This is a genomic window from Stenotrophomonas sp. LMG 10879 (assembly GCF_002750935.1).
In the GTDB taxonomy this organism is placed as follows: Bacteria; Pseudomonadota; Gammaproteobacteria; order Xanthomonadales; family Xanthomonadaceae; genus Stenotrophomonas; species Stenotrophomonas lactitubi_B.
The window spans coordinates 226,990-252,035 of record NZ_PEJT01000005.1 but is presented as its reverse complement, the minus strand read 5'-3'; the positions used below and the strand labels follow the sequence as shown (position 1 = coordinate 252,035).

General features: G+C 67.5%; 23 protein-coding genes. 11 read left to right on the top strand and 12 right to left on the bottom strand.

From position 1 onward, the window contains the following. The first annotated feature begins 137 nt into the window (after window positions 1-137). Window positions 138-677, top strand: coding sequence for a pseudouridine synthase (locus tag CR919_RS09790; protein ID WP_099819857.1), 540 nt, complete (start codon window positions 138-140; stop codon window positions 675-677). Window positions 678-771: 94 nt separating this feature from the next. On the opposite strand, the gene CR919_RS09785 is transcribed toward CR919_RS09790, so the two are convergent. Further along, a complete protein-coding gene (locus tag CR919_RS09785; protein WP_025877588.1) occupies window positions 772-1,161 on the bottom strand; it encodes a hypothetical protein in 390 nt (129 codons plus the stop codon). Between the two features lie 214 nt (window positions 1,162-1,375). Beyond that, the gene (gene hrpB, locus CR919_RS09780; protein WP_099819856.1) at window positions 1,376-3,883 is read right to left on the bottom strand and encodes an ATP-dependent helicase HrpB; all 2,508 of its coding nucleotides are present in this window, start codon (window positions 3,881-3,883) and stop codon (window positions 1,376-1,378) included. 68 nt (window positions 3,884-3,951) lie between these two features. On the opposite strand from hrpB, the gene CR919_RS09775 reads away from it, so the two are divergent. Next, window positions 3,952-4,749 carry a TatD family hydrolase gene (locus tag CR919_RS09775; protein WP_099819855.1) on the top strand — a complete coding sequence of 266 codons (798 nt, stop codon included), beginning with the start codon at window positions 3,952-3,954 and terminating at the stop codon, window positions 4,747-4,749. 13 nt (window positions 4,750-4,762) lie between these two features. Here the strand turns inward: CR919_RS09775 and CR919_RS09770 are convergent, their stop codons facing one another. The 4 genes from CR919_RS09770 to CR919_RS09755 all read right to left on the bottom strand — a co-directional run bounded on the left by CR919_RS09770 (window position 4,763) and on the right by CR919_RS09755 (window position 9,072). Then, window positions 4,763-5,686: an NAD-dependent epimerase/dehydratase family protein gene (locus CR919_RS09770; protein ID WP_099819854.1), complete on the bottom strand. Its 924-nt coding sequence runs from the start codon at window positions 5,684-5,686 to the stop codon at window positions 4,763-4,765. Window positions 5,687-5,690: 4 nt separating this feature from the next. Further along, entirely contained in the window at window positions 5,691-6,629 is a 939-nt protein-coding gene (gene panE, locus CR919_RS09765; protein WP_099819853.1) for a 2-dehydropantoate 2-reductase, read from the bottom strand. A 677-nt stretch (window positions 6,630-7,306) separates the two neighbouring features. After that, on the bottom strand, window positions 7,307-8,107 hold the full coding sequence (locus CR919_RS09760; protein WP_099819852.1) for an ABC transporter permease: 801 nt from the start codon (window positions 8,105-8,107) through the stop codon (window positions 7,307-7,309). Then, entirely contained in the window at window positions 8,104-9,072 is a 969-nt protein-coding gene (locus tag CR919_RS09755) for an ABC transporter ATP-binding protein (protein WP_165787261.1), read from the bottom strand. The genes CR919_RS09760 and CR919_RS09755 overlap by 4 nt, the downstream gene beginning before the upstream one ends. Window positions 9,073-9,156: 84 nt before the next feature. Between CR919_RS09755 and CR919_RS09750 the strand changes: the two genes are divergently transcribed. Continuing rightward, the gene (locus tag CR919_RS09750) at window positions 9,157-9,906 is read left to right on the top strand and encodes a ferredoxin--NADP reductase (protein ID WP_099819850.1); all 750 of its coding nucleotides are present in this window, start codon (window positions 9,157-9,159) and stop codon (window positions 9,904-9,906) included. 89 nt (window positions 9,907-9,995) lie between these two features. Here the strand turns inward: CR919_RS09750 and CR919_RS09745 are convergent, their stop codons facing one another. The 3 genes from CR919_RS09745 to CR919_RS09735 form a co-directional block, all read right to left on the bottom strand. Continuing rightward, complete coding sequence (locus CR919_RS09745) at window positions 9,996-11,153, bottom strand: lytic polysaccharide monooxygenase (RefSeq protein WP_099819849.1); 1,158 nt, start codon at window positions 11,151-11,153, stop codon at window positions 9,996-9,998. 212 nt (window positions 11,154-11,365) lie between these two features. Then, window positions 11,366-12,535, bottom strand: coding sequence for a lytic polysaccharide monooxygenase (locus CR919_RS09740; RefSeq protein WP_099819848.1), 1,170 nt, complete (start codon window positions 12,533-12,535; stop codon window positions 11,366-11,368). Between the two features lie 236 nt (window positions 12,536-12,771). After that, window positions 12,772-13,257, bottom strand: coding sequence for a DUF1203 domain-containing protein (locus CR919_RS09735; protein ID WP_099819847.1), 486 nt, complete (start codon window positions 13,255-13,257; stop codon window positions 12,772-12,774). Between the two features lie 135 nt (window positions 13,258-13,392). Between CR919_RS09735 and CR919_RS09730 the strand changes: the two genes are divergently transcribed. From CR919_RS09730 to CR919_RS09715, 4 genes are all read left to right on the top strand, one after another. After that, window positions 13,393-14,586 carry a GGDEF domain-containing protein gene (locus CR919_RS09730; RefSeq protein WP_243380055.1) on the top strand — a complete coding sequence of 398 codons (1,194 nt, stop codon included), beginning with the start codon at window positions 13,393-13,395 and terminating at the stop codon, window positions 14,584-14,586. Between the two features lie 119 nt (window positions 14,587-14,705). Next, window positions 14,706-16,232, top strand: coding sequence for an alpha/beta fold hydrolase (locus CR919_RS09725; RefSeq protein ID WP_099819846.1), 1,527 nt, complete (start codon window positions 14,706-14,708; stop codon window positions 16,230-16,232). Beyond that, the gene (locus CR919_RS09720; RefSeq protein ID WP_099819845.1) at window positions 16,229-16,975 is read left to right on the top strand and encodes an ATP-binding cassette domain-containing protein; all 747 of its coding nucleotides are present in this window, start codon (window positions 16,229-16,231) and stop codon (window positions 16,973-16,975) included. The genes CR919_RS09725 and CR919_RS09720 overlap by 4 nt, the downstream gene beginning before the upstream one ends. After that, window positions 16,972-18,156, top strand: a complete 1,185-nt coding sequence (locus CR919_RS09715; RefSeq protein ID WP_099819844.1) for an ABC transporter permease — start codon at window positions 16,972-16,974, stop codon at window positions 18,154-18,156. Before CR919_RS09720 ends, CR919_RS09715 begins: the two co-directional genes overlap by 4 nt. A gap of 72 nt (window positions 18,157-18,228) precedes the next feature. Here CR919_RS09715 and CR919_RS09710 read toward each other — a convergent pair whose 3' ends face one another. Further along, window positions 18,229-19,032: a helix-turn-helix transcriptional regulator gene (locus CR919_RS09710; RefSeq protein WP_099819843.1), complete on the bottom strand. Its 804-nt coding sequence runs from the start codon at window positions 19,030-19,032 to the stop codon at window positions 18,229-18,231. Between the two features lie 75 nt (window positions 19,033-19,107). Here CR919_RS09710 and CR919_RS09705 point away from each other — a divergent pair, with 75 nt between their 5' ends. After that, window positions 19,108-19,362: a hypothetical protein gene (locus CR919_RS09705; RefSeq protein ID WP_099819842.1), complete on the top strand. Its 255-nt coding sequence runs from the start codon at window positions 19,108-19,110 to the stop codon at window positions 19,360-19,362. A gap of 74 nt (window positions 19,363-19,436) precedes the next feature. On the opposite strand, the gene CR919_RS09700 is transcribed toward CR919_RS09705, so the two are convergent. Together CR919_RS09700 and CR919_RS09695 are read right to left on the bottom strand one after the other, a co-directional pair. Further along, a complete protein-coding gene (locus CR919_RS09700) occupies window positions 19,437-20,444 on the bottom strand; it encodes an energy transducer TonB (RefSeq protein ID WP_099819841.1) in 1,008 nt (335 codons plus the stop codon). A gap of 200 nt (window positions 20,445-20,644) precedes the next feature. Beyond that, a complete protein-coding gene (locus CR919_RS09695; protein ID WP_099819840.1) occupies window positions 20,645-21,274 on the bottom strand; it encodes a TIGR00645 family protein in 630 nt (209 codons plus the stop codon). A 113-nt stretch (window positions 21,275-21,387) separates the two neighbouring features. Here CR919_RS09695 and CR919_RS09690 point away from each other — a divergent pair, with 113 nt between their 5' ends. The 3 genes from CR919_RS09690 to CR919_RS09680 all read left to right on the top strand — a co-directional run bounded on the left by CR919_RS09690 (window position 21,388) and on the right by CR919_RS09680 (window position 25,001). After that, window positions 21,388-22,077 (top strand): glutathione binding-like protein, encoded by a 690-nt coding sequence (locus tag CR919_RS09690; protein WP_099819839.1) that lies wholly within the window; start codon window positions 21,388-21,390, stop codon window positions 22,075-22,077. A 157-nt stretch (window positions 22,078-22,234) separates the two neighbouring features. Then, complete coding sequence (locus tag CR919_RS09685) at window positions 22,235-24,460, top strand: DPP IV N-terminal domain-containing protein (protein WP_099819838.1); 2,226 nt, start codon at window positions 22,235-22,237, stop codon at window positions 24,458-24,460. Window positions 24,461-24,485: 25 nt separating this feature from the next. Beyond that, entirely contained in the window at window positions 24,486-25,001 is a 516-nt protein-coding gene (locus tag CR919_RS09680) for a cytochrome c oxidase assembly factor Coa1 family protein (RefSeq protein WP_099819837.1), read from the top strand. Window positions 25,002-25,046: the final 45 nt, after the last annotated feature.

The following is a 25,046-nucleotide window of genomic DNA, read 5'->3' as shown; positions in this document are numbered from 1 at the left end:
GAGCCGAGCCCATGCTCGGCTCATCGCGCACAGCGCGACGGATCGCAACAGCAGCCGAGCATCGGCTCGGCTCTACAGGTCGGTTGCACGACGCGCGGCGTGGGACAATGCCTTACCCGCCGCCTGCCGCGCCCGTAATGCTGATTGCCTTCAACAAGCCGTTCAACGTGCTCTGCCAGTTCACCGACCGCAGCGTGCCGCCGCGGCCGACATTGGCCGGTTTCGGCTTGCCGCCGCGCGTCTACGCTGCCGGCCGCCTCGACCATGACAGCGAAGGCCTGCTGCTGCTGACCGACAACGGCACGCTGGCGCACAAGCTGACCGACCCGAAGCACAAGGCGGACAAGCTCTACTGGGTGCAGGTGGAAGGCACGCCTAGCGAGGAGCAGCTGCAGCAGCTGCGCGATGGCGTGGTGCTCAATGATGGTCCGACGCTGCCGGCGAAGATCGAGCGCCTCGATCCTGCGCCTGAGCTGTGGCCGCGCGATCCACCGGTGCGTTTCCGCAAGACGGTGCCCGACAGCTGGCTGGCGATCACGATCCGCGAAGGACGCAACCGCCAGGTGCGGCGGATGACCGCGGCCGTGAACCTGCCGACGCTGCGCCTGGTACGCGCTGCGATGGGGCCGTACCGGCTGGATGACCTGCAGCCGGGGCAGTGGCGGCAGATCGGCTGAAACGAAAAAGGGCCGGAGGCCTTGCGGCGTCCGGCCCTCGTGCAGCGTCATGGGATCAGAGCCCTTCCTGCGGAAGGGATCCGACCCCGGCCAATCAGGCGTCGCTGCCGATATCGCTGTGCTCGTCGACCACGGTGTCGTTGCGGCGATCGCGCGCATTGATGCGCTGGGCCTGGCCGTTCACGACATGGCCATTGGCGGCCTTCTTCTTCTGCTGCTTGCGGTACAGCGCGTAGCCCAGCAGGCCCACGCCCACCGCAGCCGCCGCGATGGTCACCGCCGGATTGCGGCGGGCGAACTTGGTGGCGACCTTGCCGCCGGTCTTCACCGCGCCGAGCGCGGCGCCGGTCTTGATCCAGTCGCTGGCCTGCGGGCCGAGGTGCCGCAGGCTGCCGCCGGCGCTCTTCAGGCCATCGCCCGCGGTGTGGGCCAGGTCGAGGGCGCGCTCCAGGGCGCGGTCGGTGATTACGGTCAACTTGCTCATGCGGGGGGTGTCCTTGCCTCGGGTCGAAGTCCAGTGTCGCCTGTTGCCCGTAAACGGTATGTCAGTCAGGCGGGCGCGTGGTGTGACTCTACCGCAGCCATTCAGGATCAGGCAGGTTGGGGTCGGATCCCTTTCCGTTGGGAAAGGGCTCTGACCCCGGCGCGCATCCTTGGGTCAGAGCCCTTTGCCACGCAAAGGGATCCGACCCCGCCACTCAGGTTCCGCGCGGCTTGGCCCGGTGGGTCGCCGTGGCCGTCCACGGATCGTCCGGCCACGGGTGGCGCGGGTAACGGCCCTTCATTTCCTTCTTCACCTCGGCGTAGGTGTTCTCCCAGAAATTGCGCAGATCCTGGGTCACCTGCAACGGCCGGCCGCCCGGTGACAGCAGGTGCAGGGTCAGCGGCACCCGGCCATCGGCGATGCGCGGCGTGTCGGCCAGGCCGAACAACTCCTGCAGCTTCACCGCCAGCACGGGCGGCAGCGGCTCGCCGCTTTCGCCATCCAGCGCATAGGTGATCGGCCGTTCCAGCCCTGACGGAACGGTGATCCGGGTCGGCGCGTGGCGCTCGACCAGTTGCCGCTGCGACCATTCCAGTGGCGACTTCAGCGCTTCGCCGAAACTGGCCTCGTCCAGCGCATCCAGACGTGTCCTGCCAGCGAATGCCGGCTGCAGCCATTGCGCACGGTTGGCCAGCAATGCGGTGTCACTGCAGTCGGGCAGGCCCAGCTCGGGCATCCAGCGCCGCAGCGATTCCACCCGTGCCTGCCACTGGCGCAGACCCTCGGTCCATGGCAATGCCTGCAGGCCGAGCTCGGCAACGGCGTCGGTGAGTGCCTGCGCCGCCAGCTGCGGATCAACCCGGCCCGCCGAACGGCTGTCCATCACGATGCGGTCGAAGCGTGTTTCGCGCAGCGCAACCAGCGCGCGGCGCGTGTCATCCCAGCGCACCACGTCTTCGGTCAGGAAGCGGTCGGGCCAGTTCCTGCGCAGATAGCTTTCATCCACCGGTGCGGCGCGCAGCAGCAGCGCATCGCGGGCTTCGAAGCGCAGTTCGCTGGCCACCAGCCACGGTTCGCCACGCAGGTCGCTCAGTTCATGCAGGCGGGCGCTGCGGCCATTGGCCAGCAGGTAACGCAACGGGTCGTTCGGATGCTGGAACGCAATGCGGTCGGGGAAGGCGTGCGCCAGCAGGTCGCCGAGCTCGTGCGCCTCGATGCTGGCCGGTGGCGCGGCCTCACAGCGCAGGCGACGGCGCCACTGTTTGGCAGCAGCGTCGATGGCGGCCAGGCCGCTGCGATTGGCATCGGCCGGCGCACGGCCATTGCGGAAGGCCGCCAGTGCGCGCCAGCGCGCGGCCACTGCATCACCGCCCTGGCGCAATGGGTCGCGGGCTTCCAGCAAAGCCGCAAGATCGGCGGCCAAGGCCTGTGCGCGGGCATCGGGTGCGGCCAGCAGCATTGCGGCCATCCGCGGATGGGTGCCCAGCGCCAGCACGCGACGGCCGAGTGCAGTGATCGCGCCGCTGCTGGACAACGCGCCCAGGCGCTGCAGCAGCTCGCGTGCGGCGGCCATCGGCCCGCTCGGTGGTGGGTCGAGGAAGCGCAGGTCACTGCTGCCCCAGGCGGCCAGTTCCAGCGCAAGACCGGCCAGTTCAACCTGGTCGATCTCGGCGCGACGCTGCGGCTCCAGCCGTTGCGACTGCGGCCACAGCCGCCAGGCGACGCCCTCTGCCACACGGCCGGCACGGCCGGCACGCTGGTCGGCCGAGGCCTGCGCGATGGCGACCACGTCCAGGCGGGTGAACCCGCTGTTGGGGTCGTAGCGTGGCTCGCGTGCCTGACCGCTGTCGATGACTACACGCACGCCGGGCAGCGTCACCGAGGACTCGGCCACGTTGGTAGCCAGTACCACGCGGCGGCGGCCGTCGCTGGCGGCCTGCAGCACGCGCGCCTGCTGTTCCACCGGCAGCTCACCGTGCAGGGCCAGCACGTCCACCGCAGCGCCATCAAGACTGTCCTGCAGGCCGGCCTGCACGCGCGCGATCTCACGCCGGCCGGGCAGGAACACCAGCAGGTCACCCGGGTGCTCGGCCAGCGCCTGCTGCACGGCACGCCGCACCTGCAGCTCCAGTGCCTCGTCACGCCGCGCCGGGAAGTGGCTGATCGCCACCGGATAGCTGCGGCCCTCGCTGCTCAACCGCGGTGCATCGAGGAAGCGTGCCAGCCGCTCGCCGTCCAGCGTCGCCGACATCACCAGCAGGCGCAGGTCATCGCGCAGCTGCGATTGCACGTCCAGCGCCAGCGCCAGGCCCAGATCACCACTGAGATGGCGCTCGTGGAATTCATCGAACAGGATCGCGCCGACGGTCTCCAGCATCGGGTCGTCCTGCAGCATCCGGGTCAGGATGCCCTCGGTGACCACCTCGATGCGCGTGCGCGCCGATACCTTGTTCTCGAAACGGATGCGGTAGCCGACGGTGCCGCCGACCTCTTCGCCGAGCTGGCGCGCCATGAACATCGCGGCACTGCGCGCGGCCACCCGGCGCGGTTCCAGCAGGATGATCCTGCGGCCCTGCAGCCACGGCGCATCGAGCAGCGCCAACGGCACCTGGGTGGTCTTGCCGGCGCCGGGTGGGGCTTCCAGCACCAGCCGCGGGTGCGCGGCCAGTTGCTGCTGGATCTGCGGCAGCAGCGGAGAAATGGGGAATTGCGGGGCGTTCATGTGCAAAGGATAAGGGGCCATGACGGGCACGGGTACAATGCGCGGGTTTTCCTGCCCCTGCTGCCCCCATGCATCTGATCGATATCGGCGCCAACCTGACCCACGACTCCTTCGACCGCGACCGCGAGGCCGTGCTGGACCGCGCACGGCAGGCCGGTGTGGTGCAGATGATCATCACCGGTGCCAGCCGCGAGCACTCGCCGCTGGCCCTGCAGCTGGCGCAGCAGCACCCGGGGTTCCTGTACGCCACCGCCGGCGTGCACCCGCACCACGCGGTGGAGTACACCGACGAGTGCGATGCGGAGATGCGCGCGCTGCATGCCCACCCTGAAGTCGTCGCAGTGGGCGAGTGCGGGCTGGATTATTTCCGCGACTTCTCGCCGCGCCCGGCGCAGCACCGCGCGTTCGAGCGCCAGCTGCAGCTGGCTGCGGACAACGGCAAGCCCTTGTTCCTGCACCAGCGCGATGCGCATGCCGATTTCATGGCGCAGATGAAGAACTTCGAAGGCCGCATCGGTCCGGCCGTGGTGCACTGCTTCACCGGCGAGCGGCAGGAGCTGTTCGATTACCTGGACCAGGACTGGTACATCGGCATCACCGGCTGGCTGTGCGACGAGCGCCGCGGTGGGCACCTGCGCGAGCTGGTGAAGAACATTCCGGCCAACCGGTTGATGATCGAGACCGACGCACCGTATCTGCTGCCGCGTACTTTGAAGCCGATGCCGAAGGACCGCCGCAACGAACCGGTGTTCCTGTCGCACATCGTGGAAGAGCTGGCGCGGGACCGTGGCGAGGATGTGCAGACCACGGCGGCGAACGCCACGGCCGCGACGCGTGCGTTCTTCCGCCTGCCCGACGCTGCCTGACCGGCACTACCCGTCAGCCGGGAACGCCCGGATCCGGTAGCGCCGGGCCATGCCCGGCGAGCGAAGCGGCAAGATCCGTCAGCCCTTCCCGATACGTTGGAAACCGCGGTGTCCACTCCAGCGCCTCGCGCGTGCCGCGGCTGTCGATGCGCTTGTTGCTCTGGTAGAAGCGCCGCAACGTCGCACTGAGCGATGGATCATCCCAGGCCACTGCGGGCGGCAGGGCAAAGCCCCCCAGCTGCGCGGCGAAGGCCAGTACATCCTGCGACGGCGCCGGCTCGTCATCGCTCGGCAGATACAGCGCATTGGCCATGGGGCGGCGCATCGCGGCGATCACCACCGTTGCCAGGTCTTCTACATGCAGGCGATTGAACGCGAGCCCCGGGCGCACCACGTGCCGCGCGCGGCCCTGCGCCAGCTGCAGCAGCGCATTGCGCCCAGGCCCATAGAGGCCCGGCAGGCGGAACACGGCCGAGGCGATGCCGCGCGCCTCCGCCAGCGCACGCCACTGCGCTTCGGCGAGTTGTCGCTGCATGCCCACGGGTTCTGTGGCATCGGAAACGCTGCTCTCGTCGATCCAGCCACCGTCGCGGTCGCCGTAGACCGAGGTCGATGACAGGTAGCCGAGCCAACGCAGTGACGCGCTGTCGCGCAGCGCAGCATGCAGCAGTCGCAGTGCCGGGTCGCCCTCGGCATCCGGTGGCACGCTGCACAGCACCGCGTCTGCGTGTGCGATGGCATCGAGCAGGGTGGGTGACAGCGCAGCGTCGGCCTGCAGTTGATGGCGCTGCAGGCCATCGTCAGGTGCTGACGCCGGATCGCGCACGGTGCCTTCCACCTGCACGCCTAGGGCCTGAAGGTGCGCGGCCAACACGCGCCCACTCCAGCCCATGCCGAGGATCAGTACGCGCATCGGCAACGGGCCAGGCAGGTTCATCGGATCACGCCGCGCGCTGGGCCTGATAGGCCTGCAGGCTGCTGTAGGCCACCTGCAGCAGCAACGCTTCCTGGCCCGCGGCGCGCGCACGCGCCAGCATGTCGCCAACGATCTGCGCGGCTTCCACCTGCTGGCCCGCTTCCAGGTCGCGCAGCATCGACGCCTTCAACGCCGAACCGGCCTGGGTCAGGGTGCTGCGCGCGGTGTCCTGCGCCGCCTGCGGCACCGGTTCGCCCGCGGCTTCGGCCACCGCCAGGCATTCGTCGTAGAGCCCACGCACGATGGCGTCGCCGTCATCGGTGGCCATGATGGTACCGATGTCCGCGCGCAGCAGGCAGGTAGCCGCCGCCAGCGCGGTGAGGAACGTGTACTTGATCCACTGTTCCTGGCCGATGTGTTCGCTGGCCAGATGATCGAGATTCGCCTGTGCACACGCTGCAGCGAATGCCCGCACGCGCGCGGAGACCGCACCGCCATCGCGTTCGCCGAAGGTCAGCTTGGCCGGCTTGCCCAGGTGCAGCACGGCACCATCGGGCGCCTTGGTCGCACTGATGAAGCACAGCCCACCGAGCACTGCATCGCGACCGAAGCGTGCGTCGAGCGCGTTGTAGTGGTGCAGGCCGTTGAGGATCGGCAGCACGGTGGTACCCGCACCCACGGCCGGTGCGATGGCATCGATCGAGCTGTCCAGGTCGTAAGCCTTGCAGCTGAGGATCACCAGATCGAACGGTTGTTCCGCAGCCAGCGCAGGCAGAGCTTCAGCGGTGACATGCTGCACCGGGAACGTGGCGTCACCCACCGGGCTGCGCAGCACCAGGCCATCACGATCCAGTTGCGCGGCGCGGGCCGGGCGCACGAGGAAGGTCACGTCCACGCCCGCCTGGGCCAGGCGACCACCGAAGTAACCGCCGGTACCGCCGGCGCCGAGGATCAGGATACGCATTGCACGCTCACCGCAGTTGGGGGATTCACTGCCGTGATTGTGCCGGAGTTCGCGGCCAACGGCTGCGCCCCTCGTGGTGGTTTGAAGCACAAGCCGTGTTTGGGTCGGGCGGGGTGGGCTCGCGGGGGACGCCGTGAATACGTCCCTGTAGGCTTGGCCGCCGCATCCATGCGGCGGACACCCCCGCGAGCCCACCCCGCCCGACCCCTGACGGTTTACGTGTGCGTCCACCACGGAAAACAAAGAAGAAAATCAAAAGCAACAGCGGGTCGCTCCGCTCGTTTCTCGTGATCATCTTTCCGGTGGATCCACATTCATCAGATCGCAAACAAAAAGAGCCGAGCATTGGCTCGGCTCTACATGATCTCCAGCCATCCACGCATGGCGTGGATCTACCGTGTCGACCAAGGTCGACACCCACCAACAGCAGCACACACAGCCGTTCCGGCAGCAGCGGGAAACTGTCGAAGGCGGGGTGGTGTCGGGTTGCGGGGTGTCCGCGCCATGGATGGCGCGGCCAAGCCTACAGGGACGTACTTGCGGCGTCCCCGCAACCCGACACCACCCCGCCAACCCACGGATATCTTGCCTTTGACGTTGACGTTGACGTTGCTATTGCCGGCCAGCGGCCGGCACTACCACCGCGGGTGCAGGGCCGCAGGCCCTGCAGGACATCCTCAGCTGCGCATGCCCACGCCACGCTTCAGCAGCCACAGCGCCAGCGCCGTCAGCACCACCACGAAACCGATCATCAGCGCATACGCCACCACCACCGGCACATCGCTGCTGCCCAGCAGGCCGTAACGGAACGCGTTGACCATGTAGAAGATCGGGTTCGCGTGCGTGGCCGCCTCCGCCCATGGCGGCAGCAGCTTCACCGAATAGAACACGCCGCCCAGGTAGGTCAGCGGGGTCAGAATGAAGGTCGGCACGATTGCCACGTCATCGAACTTCTTCGCATACACCGCGTTGATGAAGCCGGCCAGCGAGAAGATCGTCGCGCCCAGGATCACCGTGGTCAGCGTCACCAGCGGATGCGGAATGCGCACCGGGGTGAAGAACATCGCGATGATCAGCACGATCACGCCGACCATCAGCCCGCGCAGCACTGCACCAGCCACGTAGCCCCACAGGATCACCCAGTTCGGCATCGGGCTGACCAGCAGTTCTTCCACGTGGCGGCCGAACTTGGCGCCGAAGAACGACGAACTGATGTTGCCGTAACTGTTCTGGATCACGCTCATCATCACCAGGCCCGGCACGATGAACTGCATGTAGGTGTAGCCGCCCATGTCGCCCACGCGCGAACCGATCAGGCCGCCGAAGATCAGGAAGTACAGGGTCATGGTGATCGCCGGCGGCACCAGGGTCTGGCCCCAGATGCGCATGATGCGGGCGACTTCGCGGCGCACGATGGTCATCAGTGCGATGCGGTTGCGCTGGCCGTCGGTCAGGACCGGGGTCGGGGTGCTGCTCATGCGGACGTCTCCTGGTTGCCGGTGAGGCGCACGAACAGTTCCTCCAGGCGGTTGCTCTTGGTACGCATCGAACGCACACGGATGCCCGCTGCGTTCAGTGCCTCGAACACGCGGTTCAGATCCATCGCGCGCGGCATGTCGATATCCAGCGTATGGCCGTCGGTGGCGATCAGGGTCGCACCCTCGATCACTGGCAGCTGGGCGGGCAGGGCGCCGTCGATGTCCAGCAGGAAGCCTTCCACATCAAGCTTGGCCAGCAGTTCGCGCATCGGGCCCTGGGTGACGATCTGGCCATGGTCGATGATGGCCAGGTTGCGGCACAGGTGCTCGGCCTCTTCCAGGTAGTGGGTGGTCAGGATGATCGTGGTGCCGGCGGCGTTGATCTCCTTCAGCACCCGCCACATGTCGCGGCGGATCTCGATGTCCACGCCGGCGGTCGGTTCGTCCAGGATCAGCAGGCGCGGGCGGGTCATCATCGCGCGGGCGATCATCAGCCGGCGCTTCATGCCACCGGACAGGGTGCGGCTCATCACCTGCGCCTTCTCCCACAGGTGGGCGCGCTTGAGTTCGACCTCGGCCATCTGCTCGGCTTCCGCGCGCGGCACGCCGTAGAAACCGGCGTAGTTCACCAGAATGTCGAAGGGCTTTTCGAACAGGTTGAAGTTGATCTCCTGCGGCACCAGCCCGATCAGGCGCATGGTGGCGCTGCGGTTGCGCACCAGGTCGCTGCCGAACACCTCCACCTGGCCCTCGCTGAGATTGACCAGGGAGCTGATGATGCCGATCAGGGTGGACTTGCCGGCGCCGTTCGGGCCCAGCAGGGCGAAGAAGTCGCCGGGGGCCACTTCCAGCGAGACCCCTTTCAGGGCCTGGGTGCCGTTGTCATAGGTTTTACGCAGGTCGCGCACGCGCAGGGCGGGCGCCGTATCGTTCAGGGAAGCCAAGCTCGAAGCCTTCGCGCCCATGGGCTGGCGCTGGAGAGGGGCGGGGAAGGTCTATTATAGAAGACCCCGAGGGCTTGCCCCGGCTACACACTGTCCCGAAAAGTCGTGCCTGTCCAATTCCCCATCAAACTGGTCGACCGCCGCATGCTGGCGCCTTCCATCGGCCATTACCAGTTCGTGCGTGACGACGGCCAGCCGCTGGATTTCCAGCCCGGCCAGTTCATCCAGGTCCATTTCAGCTATGCCGATGGCACCGAAACCAAGCGCAGCTATTCGCTGGCGACCATCCACGACCACGCGCTGGGCCCGGGCGAGGCAGTGGATATCGCGGTCAGCTTCGTCCCCGGCGGCGCCGCCACGGCCCTGTTCGAGGCGCTGGACATCGGCGGCCAGGTCAGCGCGTCCGGCCCCTACGGTCGGTTCTGCCTGAACCCCGGCGACCACAACGGCCGCTACCTGCTGATCGCCACCGGTACCGGCGTCACCCCGTACCGCTCGATGCTGCCATTGCTGGCAACGGCGATGGCCGAGCGCGGGGTGCAGGTGGTCCTGCTGCAGGGTGCACGCAGCCCGGGCGAGCTGCTGTACAGCGAAGACTTCTACAGCTTCGCCGAAAAGCACCCGAACTTCCGTTATGTGCCGTGCCTGTCGCGGGAACTGCCGGCCGAGCCGCACCCGGACGTGCGCCACGGCTACGTGCAGCAGGCGCTGGCGGAGTTCACGCCGGACCCGGCCACCGACATCGCCTACCTGTGCGGCAACCCGGACATGGTCGACGCCTGTGCAGAAGCGCTGAAGGCGGCGGGCCTGGGCAATCCGCAGATCCGCCGCGAGAAGTACGTCAGCAGCAAATAGGCCCAGGTAGTGCCGGCCGCTGGCCGGCAACCTCATGGACGCACGAAGCCCTCACCGGAGGCGGCATCACGCCGCCCCCGGACCATGCCTCAGTACGGCACCCAGGCATCGCGCCAGGCCGAACCCACGCCCGGCCGGTACGCCTCGGCATTGACGTTGCACCACGCGCCTTCCGGGAATGGGCGGCAGGCGTAGAGCTTGCCGTCGCTGCTCTTCACCACGGTCTGCCCGGGCACGTAGCTGCCGATGCCGGCCGGATAGATGAAATCGAAGTCGCCCGGCGGCTCCACCGGATCGGGCACCTTCGTATCCAGCTGGAACCGATGCCCCTGCGCCAGGTAGACGCGGTTCGCCGTTGCTGAGGCAATCGGCGTGATCACACCATTCTCCAGCAGGCCGATGCGGGCATGCCGCGCACCTGCATTGACCGCACGGGCCAACGTCAGCGGCCACTGCGTTGGCAGCGTCTGGCCAGTGGTCAGCGTGGTGTCGATGCGTTCCAGATCATTGCCGTTCGCGTTGAACACGCGCAGGGTGAGGGTCGTACCCGCGTCCAGGGCTCCGCGCGCGGTGACAGGGCCGGCATCGTGCCATTGCGGCGGCGGCGTCACACCACCGCCCCCCTCGAAACGCACGTCCATGCAGGTGTAGAACGCCTCGGCCGAATCCGAGCGCTGCCAGGTGTTGTAGATCAGATGCTGGCCGGTGCGCTGGGGCAATGGGCAGTCCAGCTTGTAGACACCACCTTCCGACAGCGGCACGTTGCCGAGGGCGCAGAACTCCTGCAGATCCGACCAGCCCACGGGCGTACCTGGCTGCCATCCTTCGCGCGTCACATAGAACTTCCAGTCACGGGTGGCATGCGGGGCGGAGGCAAGGAACTCAAAGGTGTAGCGGCCGTTGCCATCGGCACGGATCGGCGTGGTCGACCAGTCGGACCGATCCAGGTCCAGGCCGCGGTACTTGCTGTTGCCACCGCTGCACAACTGCCCGTCCGGCACCACCGCCTGGTGGTTGCCGTTGGCGCTGGCCTGGTTGACGCCGGCCCAGTCATAGAACGGCTGTGCGCCACCGATCGCCTTTGCGGCGGCACAGGCCGGATTGGTCGGGTTCTCCGGATTGCCCTGGAAGCAGGCATAGACCCGGCTGCTGGGTTTGGACATGGTGCCGTGTGCCAGCGCACTGGCAGAGACGCCCAGGCCGGCGATGGCAGTCATCGCGAGAGCGAGTCGATTGATCGGTTGCATGGTGGGGATCCTGTGAACGGTGGAAGGACCAGCGAGTCTCCACACGATGCACAGCGCCATCCATTCAACGATTCCGAAAAGCCGCAGGCTGCGACGCAATGTGCATTGCCAGCGCGAACGGGTTAACACTTCATACCGTACCCGCGGGCCTGCATCTGCCCGATTGCAGAAGCGGGGCGGCACGTGCATGCCGCTCCCGCTCCATCCCTCAGTCAGTACGGCACCCAGGCATCGCGCCAGGCCGAGCCCACGCCCGGCCGGTACGCCTCGGCATTGACGTTGCACCACGCGCCTTCCGGGAACGGGCGGCAGGCGTAGAGCTTGCCGTCGCTGCTCTTCACCACGGTCTGCCCGGGCACGTAGCTGCCGATGCCGGCCGGATACACATGGTCGAAGTCTCCGCCGGGTGAGGGCGTGCCCGGGTCCGGCATCTTCGTGTCCAGCTGGAAGCGGTTGCCGTCCTTCAGATACACGCGGTTGTCGGTGGCCGAGGCGGTCGGCGTGATCGCGCCGTTGCTGAGCACACCCACGCGCGCGTGCTGGGCGCTGGCATTGACCTTGCGGGCCAGCGCCAGCGGCCACTGTGCCGGCGTGGTCTGGCCTGCGGCCAGCGTGGCTTCCACACGTTCCACGTCGTTGCCGTTGGCATTGAACACACGCAAGGCCAACGTGGTGCCGACCGGCAGCTCGGTACGCGCGGTGACCGGCCCGGCATCCTGCCACTGCGGCACCGGCGTGGTTCCACCGCCGCCTTCAAAGCGCACGTCCATGCAGGTGTAGAACGCTTCGGTCGAATCCGAGCGCTGCCAGGTGTTGTAGATCACATGCTGGCCGCTGCGCTGCGGCAGCGTGCACTGCAGCTTGTAGGTGCCATCGGCCGACAGCGGTGTGTTGCCCAGCGAGCAGAATTCCTGCAGGTCGGCCCAGCGCAGCGGGCTGCCGGGCTGCCAGCCGGCGCGGGTGACGAAGAACTTCCAATCACGCGTGGCATGCGGGGCGGTGGCCTTGAACACGAAGGTGAACTTGCCGTTTGCATCCGGCTGTATCGGCGTGGTCTGCCAGTCGCTGCGATCCAGGTCCAGACCGCGGAAAGTCGGGTTGTTGCCGCTGCACAGCTTGCCGTCGGGCACCACGGCCTGGTGGTTGCCGTTGGCGTTGGCCTGGTTGATGCCGTTCCAGTCGTAGAACGCCTGCGAGCCGGCCACTGCCTTGGCGGCCGCGCAGGCCGGGTTGGTGGGGTTTTCCGGATTGCCCTGGAAGCAGGCATAGACGCGGCTGACCGGGGTGATCATCGTGCCGTGTGCGGCCGCGTTGCCGGCAACGCCAACACCGGCGCCAACGAAGACGGTAGCCAGCAGCAAGGGGGTGTATCGCAGAGACATGGCGCATCCTTGTGATCGTCGAAGGGAGCGGTGACCGCAGCACCCGCGCTGTGCCACGCGACGGGCAATGAGCGGTACCGCCGCGAGTATCGAGCGGCAATGCACAGCGGCAAACCACGTCAACACCGATCCGTGACTACGTGTGTGAAGCCCTTCCCGCAGGCTTCACGCCACACTGAACGAATGCGTTGGCGGTCACGCCTGCAGCGCGGCAACGATCACGTTCGCGCGCACGGTCATGCCCGGTGATTGCCTGCCCGATCCACCTGGCACGAAAAGCATCCATGTCCTGCGTTGTGCAGGTGCACGAAGGCCACCGTTGTATCGGCAAACAACCGGTCCAGCTGCGCAGCAACCTCGGTGCCCTGGCAGACCATGCCGCTCAGCATGAAGTCCGCGCTGTCATAGGCACGCACTGAAATCAGCCGACGGTGCACGTAGGCAGGTACTACGCCTGCCGGCAGCACGCAGCGGGTGGCACCGCGCTGCACGAAGATCGGGCCCGACGCGCGGTAGGGCGACTGCGTGGCCAGGTGTGTGTAAGGCAGCAGAAGCAATTCGGCACCCGCAGGCGCGTCGGTCAGGCTGACCCTGCAGGGGTAGCCACCACCGTCGCCTGCGCGTCGCCGCACGATTCCCCGTGCGGCCAAGGCGTCGTCGCTGGATTCGAAAAGCGCTTCGAACGGCTGGTGGTCGATGCCACTGAGTTGCCACGAATGCATGGAGTGTCTCCCGGTTTTCCGCGCATTCTGTCGCCGCCACGGGCCGCGTGCTCGCCATTTTCCGCCACCGGATTCGATGGCCCGCCTGGCCCTGCCCAGGTGCGACGGTCCGTGCGGCCGCCACAAGGCGCTAAGATGCGCGCGCCGCCCTCCTTCCAGCGCCGCATGTCCCTGGATTTCCCCACCGTCGCCGTGCTTGGCTTCCTGCTCTGCGTGGGCATCGCGCTGGGGTTCTCGTTGCTGCTGGTGGTGCTGCGCGGGCAACCGGTGCTGCGGCTGTGGACGCTCAGCCTGTGGGCCCTGACCCTGGGGGTGACCCTGCTGGCGCTGCGCCCCTACCTGCCGCAGGTGCCGGCGATTCTGGCCGGCAACGCGGCGATGGCCGCCTGCGCGGTGCTGCTGCTGCGTGGCATGGCCCTGCATCTGGGCCAACCCCTGCCGGTATGGCGACCGCTGTTGCTGGTGGCCGCGTTCATGGCCGGCATCTTCCTGTTCCTGGTGCCGTGGCCGAACCTGGTCGTGCGCCTGCATGTGTTCAGTGTGTTCGCTGCGCTCATCGATGGCTGGATCGCCTGGCTGCTGCTGCGCCACGCCCCGCCACAGCAACGCACCAGCTGCAGGCTGGCTGCGGCGGTATTCCTCGCCGAGGGCCTGCTGTACGTGGTGCGCCTGTTCCTGCCGGTGGCGGCCGGTGCCGGCGAGGACATCATGCGTACCGGCACGCCGATGTTCGTGACCTACCTGGCCGGGGTGATGCTGGAGTTGGCCCGTTGCTTCGCTCTGGTGCTGCTGCTGGTCGAACGCATGCTGGTGGAACTGCGTCGGGCTGCGCGGATCGATGGTCTTACCGGCCTGCTCAATCGCAGCGCGGTGCTGGCGGATGGGCAGCTGCAGCTGGAACAGGGACGCCGGCACGGTACGTCGTTGGCGGTGCTGCTGCTGGATGTGGATCATTTCAAACAGGTCAACGATCGTTGGGGCCATCTGGCGGGTGACCAGGTGCTGCAGCATTTCACCGGTGTGCTGCACCGCTGCGCGATCGGCCGCGTGCATCTGCTCAGCCGCTATGGGGGCGAGGAGTTCCTGCTGCTGCTGCCTGGCAGCAGCGGCCATGAGGCGACGGCGCTGGCCGACGCGATCCGCCACGGGCTGCAGCAGCGTCCGGCCCTGCTCGACACCGGTCCGGTGGCGGTGACTGCCAGCATCGGGCTGGTGCTGGACGACGGCCGGACCGATCTTTCCGGCCTGATCGCGTTGGCCGACAGCGCCCTGTACCGGGCCAAGGCCGAGGGCCGCAACCGCCTGGTGGCGGTGCCGACGCCGGCCTAGGACATCCACCTGTCGCCGCCAGCGCCCGGCGCGTGTAAGTTGGGTCACATCAGTTTGGTCACATCTGCCGCGGCACACCGTCGTGGTGGACAGGAACATTCCCAGGGGAATCACGCACGATGCAACGACACCATTTCGCGCGGGCCGGGTTGCTGGCCAGCATGCTGATTGCCGGCTGCAGCGCACCGCCGCAGGCAGGCACCGACGGCGCAGGCGATACGCCCAGCCGCCGCTTCGGCCAGATCGATTTCCGTCCCTGCACGCTGGCCACTGAAGGCGCCAGCGACAATGTCGAGGCGCAGTGCGCCACGTTCCAGGTGCCGGAAGACCGGAGCAAGCCCGACGGCCGCAGGATCGACCTGCGCATTGCCTGGTTGGAGTCGGGCAACAGTGGCTCGGGTCTGCCAGACCCGGTGTTCTTCCTGGCCGGCGGCCCCGGCCAGGCGGCCAGCGAGGTCGCCGTCATCGTCGATACGGCACTGCGCCAGGTGCGCAAGCAGCGCGACATCTTCCTGATCGACCAGCGCGGCACCGGCGGCTCCAACCCGCTCAGCTGCCTGGGCGCGGATGGCAAGGTGCTGCCGATGGATGAGGATGCTGCGCCCAGCGAGGCGCTGCTGCGCGAGTACGCCGAACGCTGCGCCGCGTCGCTGAAGGGCCGCGCCGACCCGCGCTTCTATACCACTGCCGAGGCCATCGCCGATCTGGACGCGGTTCGCCAGGCGCTGGGCGCCGATACGCTCAACCTGGTCGGCGGCTCGTACGGCACCCGCGTTGCCCAGCGCTATGCGGCGGCCTACCCGCAACACACCCGCAGCATCGTCATCGACGGTGTGGTGCCGAACGATCTGGTGGTAGGGGGTGAGTTCGCCAATACCTTCGACAACGCCATCACCCTGCAGTCGGCGCAGTGCCGCAAGGATGCTGCCTGCAGCAAGCGCTTCCCGGTCGATACCCGCGCACAACTGCGCAGCGTTGCGGACACCCTGCGCCGCACGCCGGTTACCGTCGAGTACCGCGATCCGGGTACCAATGCGCCGCGCAAGGATGTACTGACCCCGGACAGCGTGGTCGGCCTGGCGTTCGCCTTCTCCTACGTGCCGCAGTATTCCTCGCTGCTGCCACTGGTGCTGGACGAGGCCGCGCAGGGACGTTATGCGCCACTGGCCTCGCTGGTACGCGGTGCGACCCGCAGCATGGATTTCCAGATCAACCGCGGCATGCAGTGGTCGGTGATCTGCAGCGAAGATGCACCGCGCTACCAGGCGCCGGCGGAAAGCGGAGACGCGCTGTTCGGGCCGGAAGCGGCGCGTGCGTTCTTCGCCGCCTGCCCGGTGTGGCCGCATCAGCCGTCGCCGGCGGCTGCGGCAGCGCCGCTGCGCAGCGATCTGCCGGTGCTGCTGCTGTCCGGCGAGCTGGACCCGGTGACGCCGCCGCGTTACGCCGAACAGGTGCTCAAGGGGCTGCCGAAGGGACGCGCGCTGGTCGCCCGCGGGCAAGGCCACGGCACCCTGACCGCCGGTTGCATGCCGCGCCTGCTCGGCCAGTTCATCGACACCACCGATGCCAAGGCGCTGGATGCCAGCTGCCTGGACACGCTGAGCTACGTGCCGGCGTTCACCTCGTTCAACGGATGGGCCCCATGATCGTCGCCGACAACCTGCACAAGGCCTTCAACACCCGCACCGGCCGTATCCAGGCGGTCGCCGATGTCGGCTTCCGCGCCGAGGATGGCCGCATCACCGGCCTGCTCGGGCCGAACGGCGCCGGCAAGACCACCACCATGCGCATGCTGTACACGCTGATGACGCCGGATGAAGGCAGCATCACCGTCGATGGCATCGATGCCGCCCGCGATCCGGTGGAAGTGCGTCGCCATCTCGGCGTGCTGCCCGACGCGCGTGGCGTCTACAAGCGGTTGACCGCGCGCGAGAACATCGCTTACTTCGGCGAGCTGCATGGCCTGTCCGCGTCGCGCATCCGCGAACGCATCGAAGTGCTGTCGCATGCGCTGGACATGGGCGACATCCTCGACCGCCAGACCGATGGCTTCTCGCAGGGCCAGCGCACCAAGACCGCCATTGCCCGCGCGCTGGTGCACGACCCGCGCAACGTGATCCTCGACGAACCCACCAACGGCCTGGACGTGATGACCACCCGCGCGCTTCGCCGCTTCCTGCTGGGCCTGCGCGAGGAAGGGCGCTGCGTGATCCTGTCCAGCCACATCATGCAGGAGGTCGGTGCGCTGTGTGACCACATCGTGATCATCGCCAAGGGAACGGTGATGGCCGCCGGCAGTGCCGATGAACTGCGTGCGCAGTCCGGCGAACCCAACCTGGAAGATGCGTTCGTGAAACTGATCGGCAGCGAAGAGGGCCTGCACGCATGAGCATGATGTCGACCATGATGACGGTGATGCGCAAGGAACTGCGCGACCTCTCGCGTGACCGCCGCACCCTGATGCTGACCCTGCTGTTTGGTCCCTTGCTGTACCCGCTGCTGATCCTGGGCATGGGCAAGCTGGCCGAAAGCCGTGTGCGCATCCAGATTGAACAGCCACTGCAGATCCCGACCATCGGTGCCGAGAATGCGCCGAACCTGGTGCGTTTCCTGGCCGCGCAGGGGCTGAACACCGCGCCGGCGCCCAAGGATCTGGCCGAGGCGATCCGCTCGCAGGAGATCGACGTCGCGCTGCGCATCAGCCCCGATTTCGGCAAGGACTGGGCCGACGGCAAGCCCGCGCTGGTGGAAGTGATCCGTGACAGTACCCGGCGCGCCGCCGAGGTACCCAGCGCCCGCCTGCAGGCGGCCCTGGCGACCTACAACGGCCAGGTCGGTGCGCTGCGGTTGATGGCACGTGGCGTCGACGCACAGGTGGCGCGGCCGCTGGAGGTGGCTACCCAGGACATGGCCAGCGCCGAGGCCAAGCGCGGCATGATGCTGTCGATGCTGCTGCCGGTGCTGCTGACGCTGACCTCGTTCATCGGTGGCGCCTACCTGGTGATGGATGCCACCGCCGGTGAGCGCGAGCGGCAATCGCTGGAGCCGCTGCTGGCGACCCCGGGTTCGCGCAGCGCCATCGTCAGCGGCAAGATCGCCGCCGCCTGCGTGGTCGGCTTCGCCTCGTTGCTGCTGACGTTGATCGCGTTCAAGGCCAGTGCGCAGATCGCGCCCGGCAATGTCGGCCGGCAGCTCAACATGAACATCGGCTCGATGTTGCAGATGCTGCTGGTGATGGTGCCGATGCTGCTGATCGGCACCTCGCTGCTGACCTTCCTCTCGGCCGCGGCCAAGAGCATGAAGGAAGCGCAGAGCCACATGACCTGGCTGGTGCTGCTGCCGATGCTGCCCGGCTACGCATTGATGGCCTACCCGGTGAAGAGCGAGCTGTGGCAGTACGCAGTGCCTTTCCTGTCGCAGAACCAGATGCTGTTGAAGGTGATCCGCCACGAGGCGATCAGCCCGACCATCTGGGCGGTCTACCTCGGCGCAAGCCTGGGTCTGGCCGCAGTGCTGTGGTTTGCTGCCGTGCGCCGTTACCACAACGAACGGCTGGCGATTTCCGGCTGAGCGTAACCGGTAGCGCCGGGCCATGCCCGGCGGATGCAGAACGAGGCCCGGTCATCCCGGGCCTTGTTCATGTCAGCGCAGTGAGGCGTTTCCTCCCCCATACCGCGCCGGCGTCACTCCCATCTCGCGCTTGAACACGGCGATGAAGGAACTGGGCGTGTCGTAGCCCAATGACAATGCGACGGTGGTGACCGGCTCACCGGCCAGCAATTGCGGCAGCGCCAGCAGCACGCGCAGGCGCTGCCGCCAGTGGGTCAGGGTCATGTTGGTCTCGGCCTGCCAGCGGCGGGCGAGGCTGCGGCTGGACAGGCCGCTCGCTGCGGCCCAGTCCTCGACGCTGCGGGTGTCATGCGGCGCGCGCGCCAGGGCCGAGGCGATGCGACGCAGGCGGCGGTCGCTGGGTTGCTGCAGGGCCAGCGGCAAGGGCGTGCCGGCGGCGATCTCATCGATGATCACCCCCGCCAACCGCTGCTGCACCGCATCCAACGCCTGCCCGGACCACCGCAGTGCACGCGGCACCGCCACCTGCAGCAGGTCGCTGGACTGGAAGATGCGTGGTGTGGTCGGCAAGCCCGCGCAGGCTTCCCTGCTGAAGTACAGGCTCCAGCCATCGAAGCTGCCGATGCTGGACAGCGCATGCGGGTGCTGCGGCGGAAGCCATGCCACGTGTCCGGCCGGAAGCAGCCAGTGGATGTCGCCCGCCTCGATCCGCAGCAGGCCCGTGTGGGCGCCCAGCAGTTGCCCGCGCGCATGCTGGTGGCGAAGGGTGCGGCGTGAACCCGGCATCGCCAACTGCGTGCCGAGCAGGGCCGGCCCTCCGCTGGCATCGGCCAGTGCAGGATCGATCAATGGCGTCTGGGCTGTCTGCTTTGCCATATCCATTGGCAGTTATACGGCAGAACAGTCGGCGGCGAGCGTTGACACTGGGCGTCCATTCCCCAGGAGCACGCCATGCAACCGCAGGACATCCTTCCCGATCACCAGAACGACGTGCAGGTGAACGGTCTTACCGTGCGCAAGGGCAGCGTCGGCGCCTTTCTCGCTAGCGTCCGCGACTGGCAGGACCCGGCCGGTGATGCCGCCACCCGTGTCGCCGCCGAAGCAGATCTGCGCAGTCTGCTGCCCGGACTGCACGCACTGGGCCTGTTCCAGGTGCTGGCCGCACGTGATCCGGCGCTGCAACGGTTGATCGACGGCGCAGCCTGAAACGTACAAGGCCCGGACATGCCGGGCCTTGCTCCAGAACCACCGGGCGCGGCCCGGCGCTACCGCCTTGGGCATCAGCCGCCCGGTGCGAACACCAGCGTGCGGCGGGTGGTGACCGGGGCATTGACCGGCTCGAAACGCCAGCGCTTGACCGCGTTGAGGGCTTCGCGATCGAAAACGCGCGAGGGCGTCGCGCGCAGCACGCGCGCATTGGTCACCGAGCCGTCGGTGCCGACGGTGATCTCCACCAGCACTTCGCCGGAGGTACCCGAACGCAGCGCTTCGGCCGGGTAACGCGGTGCCGGCGTGCTGACCGGGCGCAGGCTCGGCGCAGCGGCGGTCGCTGCCTGGCGGGCGGCGTTGGCCTGCTGCGCCGCGGCCTGCTGCTGCTTCTGCTCGGCATCACGGCGGGCGGCGGCCTGGCGCTCGGCTTCCTGGCGCTCGCTGTCACGACGGGCAACATCCTGCTGCGCGGCAATCTGCTTGGCCGCCTCGGCTTCCTTGGCGCGCTGTTCGCTCAGGCGCTGCTGCTCGGCCAGCTGCTTGGTGCGGTCTTCAGCGTCCTTCTTGACCTTCTCGGTCTCGTCTTCGGTGCGCTTGGCCGCGATCTGTACGCCCTTGCTCAGGCCTTCTTTCAGGCGCGGCAGGGCCGGGGCCGAGGCGTCGACCTTTTCGATCAGGGCGACCAGCCGCTGCGCTTCGGTGAAGTCCTCGCGGCCCAGGTGCTGCTCGGCGGCGATCAGGGTGTAGGGCAGCAGGTCGGTCAGCGCGCTCTTCACCGAGGCATCGTCCGGGGTCTTGTCGCGCAGGGCCAGGTAATACTCGATGGCGTTGTCGCCGGCCGGGGCGTACATGCGGTTCTCGCGCAGTGCCTGGCTGGCCGATTCGCGCAGCTGCTCGGTGCCCATCGACTGCACCTTGGCAGCCACCGCTGGTGCGGCTGGCGCTGCAGCGGCGGGGGCGGTGGCACCCTGCGCGGCCGGGGCCGGTGTTTCTTCCTTGCCCGAGCAGGCAGCCAGGGCCAAAGCCAGAGCGACCGGCAACCACCGGCGCGCGGCAGCGATCATTGCGACGTGCGACATCCTGCTCCCCTCTAAGAAGACGACGTTACGAAAAACGTAGATACGCATGGCCGGAACGGAAGATCCGGGCGTGGCGGGGGACGTTTCCCAGCGTCACCGTCGCCTGCAGCGAGGGTGCAATCTAGCATCCCGGCCACCCTTGCGTACAAGGGCCGGGAGCGGCGCCGGCAGCGGCAGTCGTGCCGCTGCCGGCGATGGCGTCAGTGCGCGGCAGCCTTGCTGTGGCTGTTGGACATCAGCTTGTCGGTCCAGGCGATGCCGATCGCCGACAGGATGAACACGCAGTGGATGATGGTCTGCCACAGCACACCATCGGGGGTCAGGGTCGTGCAGGTATCGGGGCCGGCGTTGTAGAAGCTGGCCGATGCCGACGAAGCCGCTGCCGCCCATTGTTCCGGCTTGCACAACGGCAGGCCGTTCAGCGGGCTGGCTGCAATGAACGTCTTCAACAGGTGGATCGAGGAGATGCCGATGATCGCCATCGCCAGCTTCACCTTCAGCACGCTGGCGTTGACGTGGCTCAGCCATTCCGGCTGGTCCGGGTGGCCTTCCAGGCGCAGGCGCGAGACGAAGGTTTCATAGCCGCCGACGATCACCATCACCAGCAGGTTGGAGATCATCACCACGTCGATCAGGCCCAGCACGATCAGCATGATCTGCTGCTCGCCCATCGACACCGAGTGCGAGATCAGGTGCCACAGTTCCTTGCCGAACAGGAACACGTAAACGCACTGGGCAACGATCAAACCCAGGTACAGCGGCAGCTGCAGCCAGCGCGAGGCGAAGATCAGGGTGGACAACGGGGAGAGCGGCGGACGGTTTGCACTCATGCGGAGGATGCTGCGTTTCGGGGGAGAGGCGAGGTTACCGGCCCGCCATGACGGTGCCAAGCCAACGCACGCACTAGACTTCAGGTTCCTTTCCGTACCCCAGAGCCGCCGCCATGATCGACCTGTATTACTGGCCTACCCCGAACGGCCACAAAGTGACCCTGCTGCTGGAAGAAGCCGGCCTGGAGTACCGCGTCCACCCGGTCAACATCGGCTCGGGCGACCAGTTCAAGCCGGAATTCCTGGCCATTTCCCCCAACAACAAGATGCCGGCCATCGTCGACCACGACCCGGCCGACGGCGGCGCCCCGCAGAGCGTGTTCGAGTCCGGCGCGATCCTGCTGTACCTGGCCGAGAAGACCGGCCGCTTCCTGCCGGCCGACCCGCGTGGCCGCGTCACCACCCTGGAATGGCTGTTCTGGCAGATGGCCGGGCTGGGCCCGATGAGCGGGCAGATGGGCCACTTCAATGTGTACGCGCCGGAGAAGATCCCGTACGCGATCGAGCGCTACGACAATGAAGTGCGCCGCCTGCACGGGGTGATGGACAAGCGCTTGGCCGAGCACGCCTTCCTGGCCGGCGAGGACTACACCATCGCCGACATGGCCAGCTACCCGTGGGTTGGCGCCTACGACAAGCTGCCGGCGGACTTCGACGCCTTCCCCCACCTCAAGCGCTGGCATCAGGCCATCGCCGCCCGTCCCGCCACCCAGCGCGCCTATGCGCTGCGCACGCAGGTGAACCCGGACGCCGGCAAGCCGCTCAGCGACGAAGAGCGCAAGCACCTGTTCGGCAAGCGCTGACCCGGCACGGTGGGTGCCGACCGTTGGTCGGCACTCATTATGGGAAGACCTCATGGGCAGAAGGTCATGCTGTCTTCCCGCACCGGCTTGGTTAGGATGGAGGCTGACCGTCCCGCGCCCGCCGCGGTGACGGACCTGCCGTTTGCCGGGATCCTCCATGCGCCATCTGTTCGCCTCGCTCGCCCTCATGCTCGCCACCGCTACCGTCGCCCACGCTGAAAAACTCACTCTGGAAGCCATCACCGGCCCGCTGCCGTTGTCCGGCCCGACCCTGATGAAGCCGAAGGTGGCACCGGACGGCTCGCGCGTGACCTTCCTGCGCGGCAAGGACAGCGACCGCAACCAGCTGGACCTGTGGAGCTATGACATCGGCAGCGGCCAGACCCGCCTGCTGGTCGATTCCAAGGTGGTGCTGCCCGGTACCGAAACCCTCAGTGACGAGGAAAAGGCCCGTCGCGAGCGCCAGCGCATCGCCGCGATGACCGGCATCGTCGACTACCAGTGGTCGCCGGACGCGCAGCGCCTGCTGTTCCCGCTGGGCGGCGAGCTGTACCTGTACGACCTCAAGCAGGAAGGCAAGGCAGCGGTGCGCCAGCTGACCCACGGCGAAGGCTTTGCCACCGATGCCAAGCTGTCGCCCAAGGGCGGCTTCGTCAGCTTCATCCGCGGCCGCAACCTGTGGGTGATCGACCTGGCCAGTGGGAAGCAGATGCAGCTGACCGCTGATGGCAGCACGACGATTGGCAACGGTATCGCCGAATTCGTCGCCGACGAAGAAATGGATCGCCATACCGGTTACTGGTGGGCGCCGGACGATTCGGCCATCGCCTACGCCCGCATCGACGAAAGCCCGGTGCCGGTGCAGAAGCGCTACGAAGTCTATGCCGACCGCACCGATGTGATCGAACAGCGTTACCCGGCCGCGGGCGATGCCAACGTGCAGGTGAAGCTGGGTGTGATCTCGCCGGTGGAACAGGCGCAGACGCAGTGGATCGACCTCGGCAAGGAGCAGGACATCTACCTGGCCCGCGTCGACTGGCGCGATCCGCAGCACCTGAGTTTCCAGCGCCAGTCGCGCGACCAGAAGAAGCTGGACCTGGTGGAGGTCACCCTGGCCTCGAACCAGCAGCGCGTGCTGGCCCACGAAACCAGCCCGACCTGGGTGCCGCTGCACAACAGCCTGCGTTTCCTCGATGACGGCAGCGTGCTGTGGTCGTCCGAGCGCACCGGTTTCCAGCATCTGTATCGTATCGACAGCAAGGGCAAGGCCACTGCGCTGACCCACGGCAACTGGTCGGTCGATGAACTGCTGGCGGTCGATGAAAAGGCCGGCCTGGCATACTTCCGTGCCGGCATCGAATCGGCGCGCGAAAGCCAGATCTACGCCGTGCCGCTGCAGGGTGGCCCGCCGCAGCGCCTGTCGAAGGCGCCGGGCATGCATAGCGCCAGCTTCGCGCGCAACGCCAGCGTTTACGTGGACAGCTGGTCCAACAGCAGCACCCCGCCGCAGATCGAACTGTTCCGCGCCAATGGCGAGAAGATCGCCACCCTGGTCGAGAACGATCTGGCCGATCCCAAGCATCCGTACGCGCGCTACCGCGACGCGCAGCGCCCGGTCGAATTCGGCACGCTCACCGCTGCCGACGGCAAGACCCCGCTGAACTACAGCGTGATCAAGCCGGCCGGCTTCGATCCGGCCAAGCGCTACCCGGTGGCGGTGTACGTGTATGGCGGCCCGGCCAGCCAGACCGTCACCGACAGCTGGCCCGGCCGTGGCGACCACCTGTTCAACCAGTACCTGGCCCAGCAGGGCTATGTGGTGTTCTCGCTGGACAATCGCGGCACCCCGCGCCGTGGCCGTGACTTCGGCGGCGCGCTGTATGGCAAGCAGGGTACGGTGGAAGTGGCCGACCAGCTGCGCGGCGTGGCGTGGTTGAAGCAGCAGCCGTGGGTGGACCCGGCGCGCATCGGCGTGCAGGGCTGGTCCAACGGCGGCTACATGACCCTGATGCTGCTGGCCAAGGCGTCGGACAGCTACGCCTGCGGTGTGGCCGGCGCGCCGGTGACCGATTGGGGCCTGTACGACAGCCACTACACCGAGCGCTACATGGACCTGCCGGCGCGCAACGATGCCGGCTACCGCGAGGCACGCGTGCTGACCCACATCGAGGGCCTGCGCTCGCCGCTGCTGCTGATCCACGGCATGGCCGACGACAATGTGCTGTTCACCAATTCGACCAGCCTGATGAGCGCGCTGCAGAAGCGTGGCCAGCCGTTTGAACTGATGACCTATCCGGGTGCCAAGCACGGCCTGTCCGGTGCCGACGCACTGCATCGCTACCGCGTTGCCGAAGCCTTCCTGGGACGTTGCCTGAAGCCTTGATCATCATCCGGGAAGGAGCCCGCCCATGACCCTGCCGCCGCCGATTCCTGCTCCCTCCAACCTGGCCTCCGGCTGGTGGTGCCGGCATTGGCGCTGGGCGATGCCGCTGGCGGTGCTGCTGTTCCTGGCCGCCCTCGGTGGTGCCATCGCCTGGAGCGTGCTGCGCTGGACCGAGGCCGCGCACGACAGTGCGCCGATGCGCGAGGCGATGCGTCGCGCCGGCTGCAGCGTCGAACTGGTGCAGGTGTTCGGCGAGCCGCTGCAGGCCGGCACGCTGCCGCTGGGCAGCATGCAGACCGCCATCAACGGCGAGCGCGATGTCGGCCTGACCGTGGCACTGGAAGGACCGCATGCACACGGCCGCCTGTTCGTGAAGGGCACCCGCAGCGACGACGTGTGGGATTACCCGGTGATGTACGTGCTGGCCGAAGACAAGCAGACCTTCGACCTGAGCGCACTGGATGATGCCGAAGCGGCTGGCGAATGCGAACTGCAGGAATGCCGCGCGCGTGGGGAATGTGCGCTGACGGCCGCGCTGTGACTGTACGACCGAGCGCGGAATCAGAGACTGTCGCGATCCGCCACA

What these genes read in the sequence shown, in the direction of transcription:
- CR919_RS09775 (WP_099819855.1), top strand. Translation starts at nt 3,952, where the DNA reads ATGCATCTGATCGATATCGGCGCCAACCTGACCCACGACTCCTTCGAC.
- CR919_RS09790 (WP_099819857.1), top strand. Translation starts at nt 138, where the DNA reads ATGCTGATTGCCTTCAACAAGCCGTTCAACGTGCTCTGCCAGTTCACC.
- CR919_RS09715 (WP_099819844.1), top strand. Translation starts at nt 16,972, where the DNA reads ATGAGCATGATGTCGACCATGATGACGGTGATGCGCAAGGAACTGCGC.
- hrpB (WP_099819856.1), bottom strand. Translation starts at nt 3,883, where the DNA reads ATGAACGCCCCGCAATTCCCCATTTCTCCGCTGCTGCCGCAGATCCAG.
- CR919_RS09700 (WP_099819841.1), bottom strand. Translation starts at nt 20,444, where the DNA reads ATGTCGCACGTCGCAATGATCGCTGCCGCGCGCCGGTGGTTGCCGGTC.
- CR919_RS09695 (WP_099819840.1), bottom strand. Translation starts at nt 21,274, where the DNA reads ATGAGTGCAAACCGTCCGCCGCTCTCCCCGTTGTCCACCCTGATCTTC.
- CR919_RS09690 (WP_099819839.1), top strand. Translation starts at nt 21,388, where the DNA reads ATGATCGACCTGTATTACTGGCCTACCCCGAACGGCCACAAAGTGACC.
- CR919_RS09705 (WP_099819842.1), top strand. Translation starts at nt 19,108, where the DNA reads ATGCAACCGCAGGACATCCTTCCCGATCACCAGAACGACGTGCAGGTG.
- CR919_RS09785 (WP_025877588.1), bottom strand. Translation starts at nt 1,161, where the DNA reads ATGAGCAAGTTGACCGTAATCACCGACCGCGCCCTGGAGCGCGCCCTC.
- CR919_RS09680 (WP_099819837.1), top strand. Translation starts at nt 24,486, where the DNA reads ATGACCCTGCCGCCGCCGATTCCTGCTCCCTCCAACCTGGCCTCCGGC.
- CR919_RS09770 (WP_099819854.1), bottom strand. Translation starts at nt 5,686, where the DNA reads ATGAACCTGCCTGGCCCGTTGCCGATGCGCGTACTGATCCTCGGCATG.
- CR919_RS09720 (WP_099819845.1), top strand. Translation starts at nt 16,229, where the DNA reads ATGATCGTCGCCGACAACCTGCACAAGGCCTTCAACACCCGCACCGGC.
- CR919_RS09740 (WP_099819848.1), bottom strand. Translation starts at nt 12,535, where the DNA reads ATGTCTCTGCGATACACCCCCTTGCTGCTGGCTACCGTCTTCGTTGGC.
- CR919_RS09755 (WP_165787261.1), bottom strand. Translation starts at nt 9,072, where the DNA reads ATGGGCGCGAAGGCTTCGAGCTTGGCTTCCCTGAACGATACGGCGCCC.
- CR919_RS09735 (WP_099819847.1), bottom strand. Translation starts at nt 13,257, where the DNA reads ATGCATTCGTGGCAACTCAGTGGCATCGACCACCAGCCGTTCGAAGCG.
- CR919_RS09745 (WP_099819849.1), bottom strand. Translation starts at nt 11,153, where the DNA reads ATGCAACCGATCAATCGACTCGCTCTCGCGATGACTGCCATCGCCGGC.
- panE (WP_099819853.1), bottom strand. Translation starts at nt 6,629, where the DNA reads ATGCGTATCCTGATCCTCGGCGCCGGCGGTACCGGCGGTTACTTCGGT.
- CR919_RS09760 (WP_099819852.1), bottom strand. Translation starts at nt 8,107, where the DNA reads ATGAGCAGCACCCCGACCCCGGTCCTGACCGACGGCCAGCGCAACCGC.
- CR919_RS09730 (WP_243380055.1), top strand. Translation starts at nt 13,393, where the DNA reads ATGCGCGCGCCGCCCTCCTTCCAGCGCCGCATGTCCCTGGATTTCCCC.
- CR919_RS09710 (WP_099819843.1), bottom strand. Translation starts at nt 19,032, where the DNA reads ATGGCAAAGCAGACAGCCCAGACGCCATTGATCGATCCTGCACTGGCC.
- CR919_RS09725 (WP_099819846.1), top strand. Translation starts at nt 14,706, where the DNA reads ATGCAACGACACCATTTCGCGCGGGCCGGGTTGCTGGCCAGCATGCTG.
- CR919_RS09685 (WP_099819838.1), top strand. Translation starts at nt 22,235, where the DNA reads ATGCGCCATCTGTTCGCCTCGCTCGCCCTCATGCTCGCCACCGCTACC.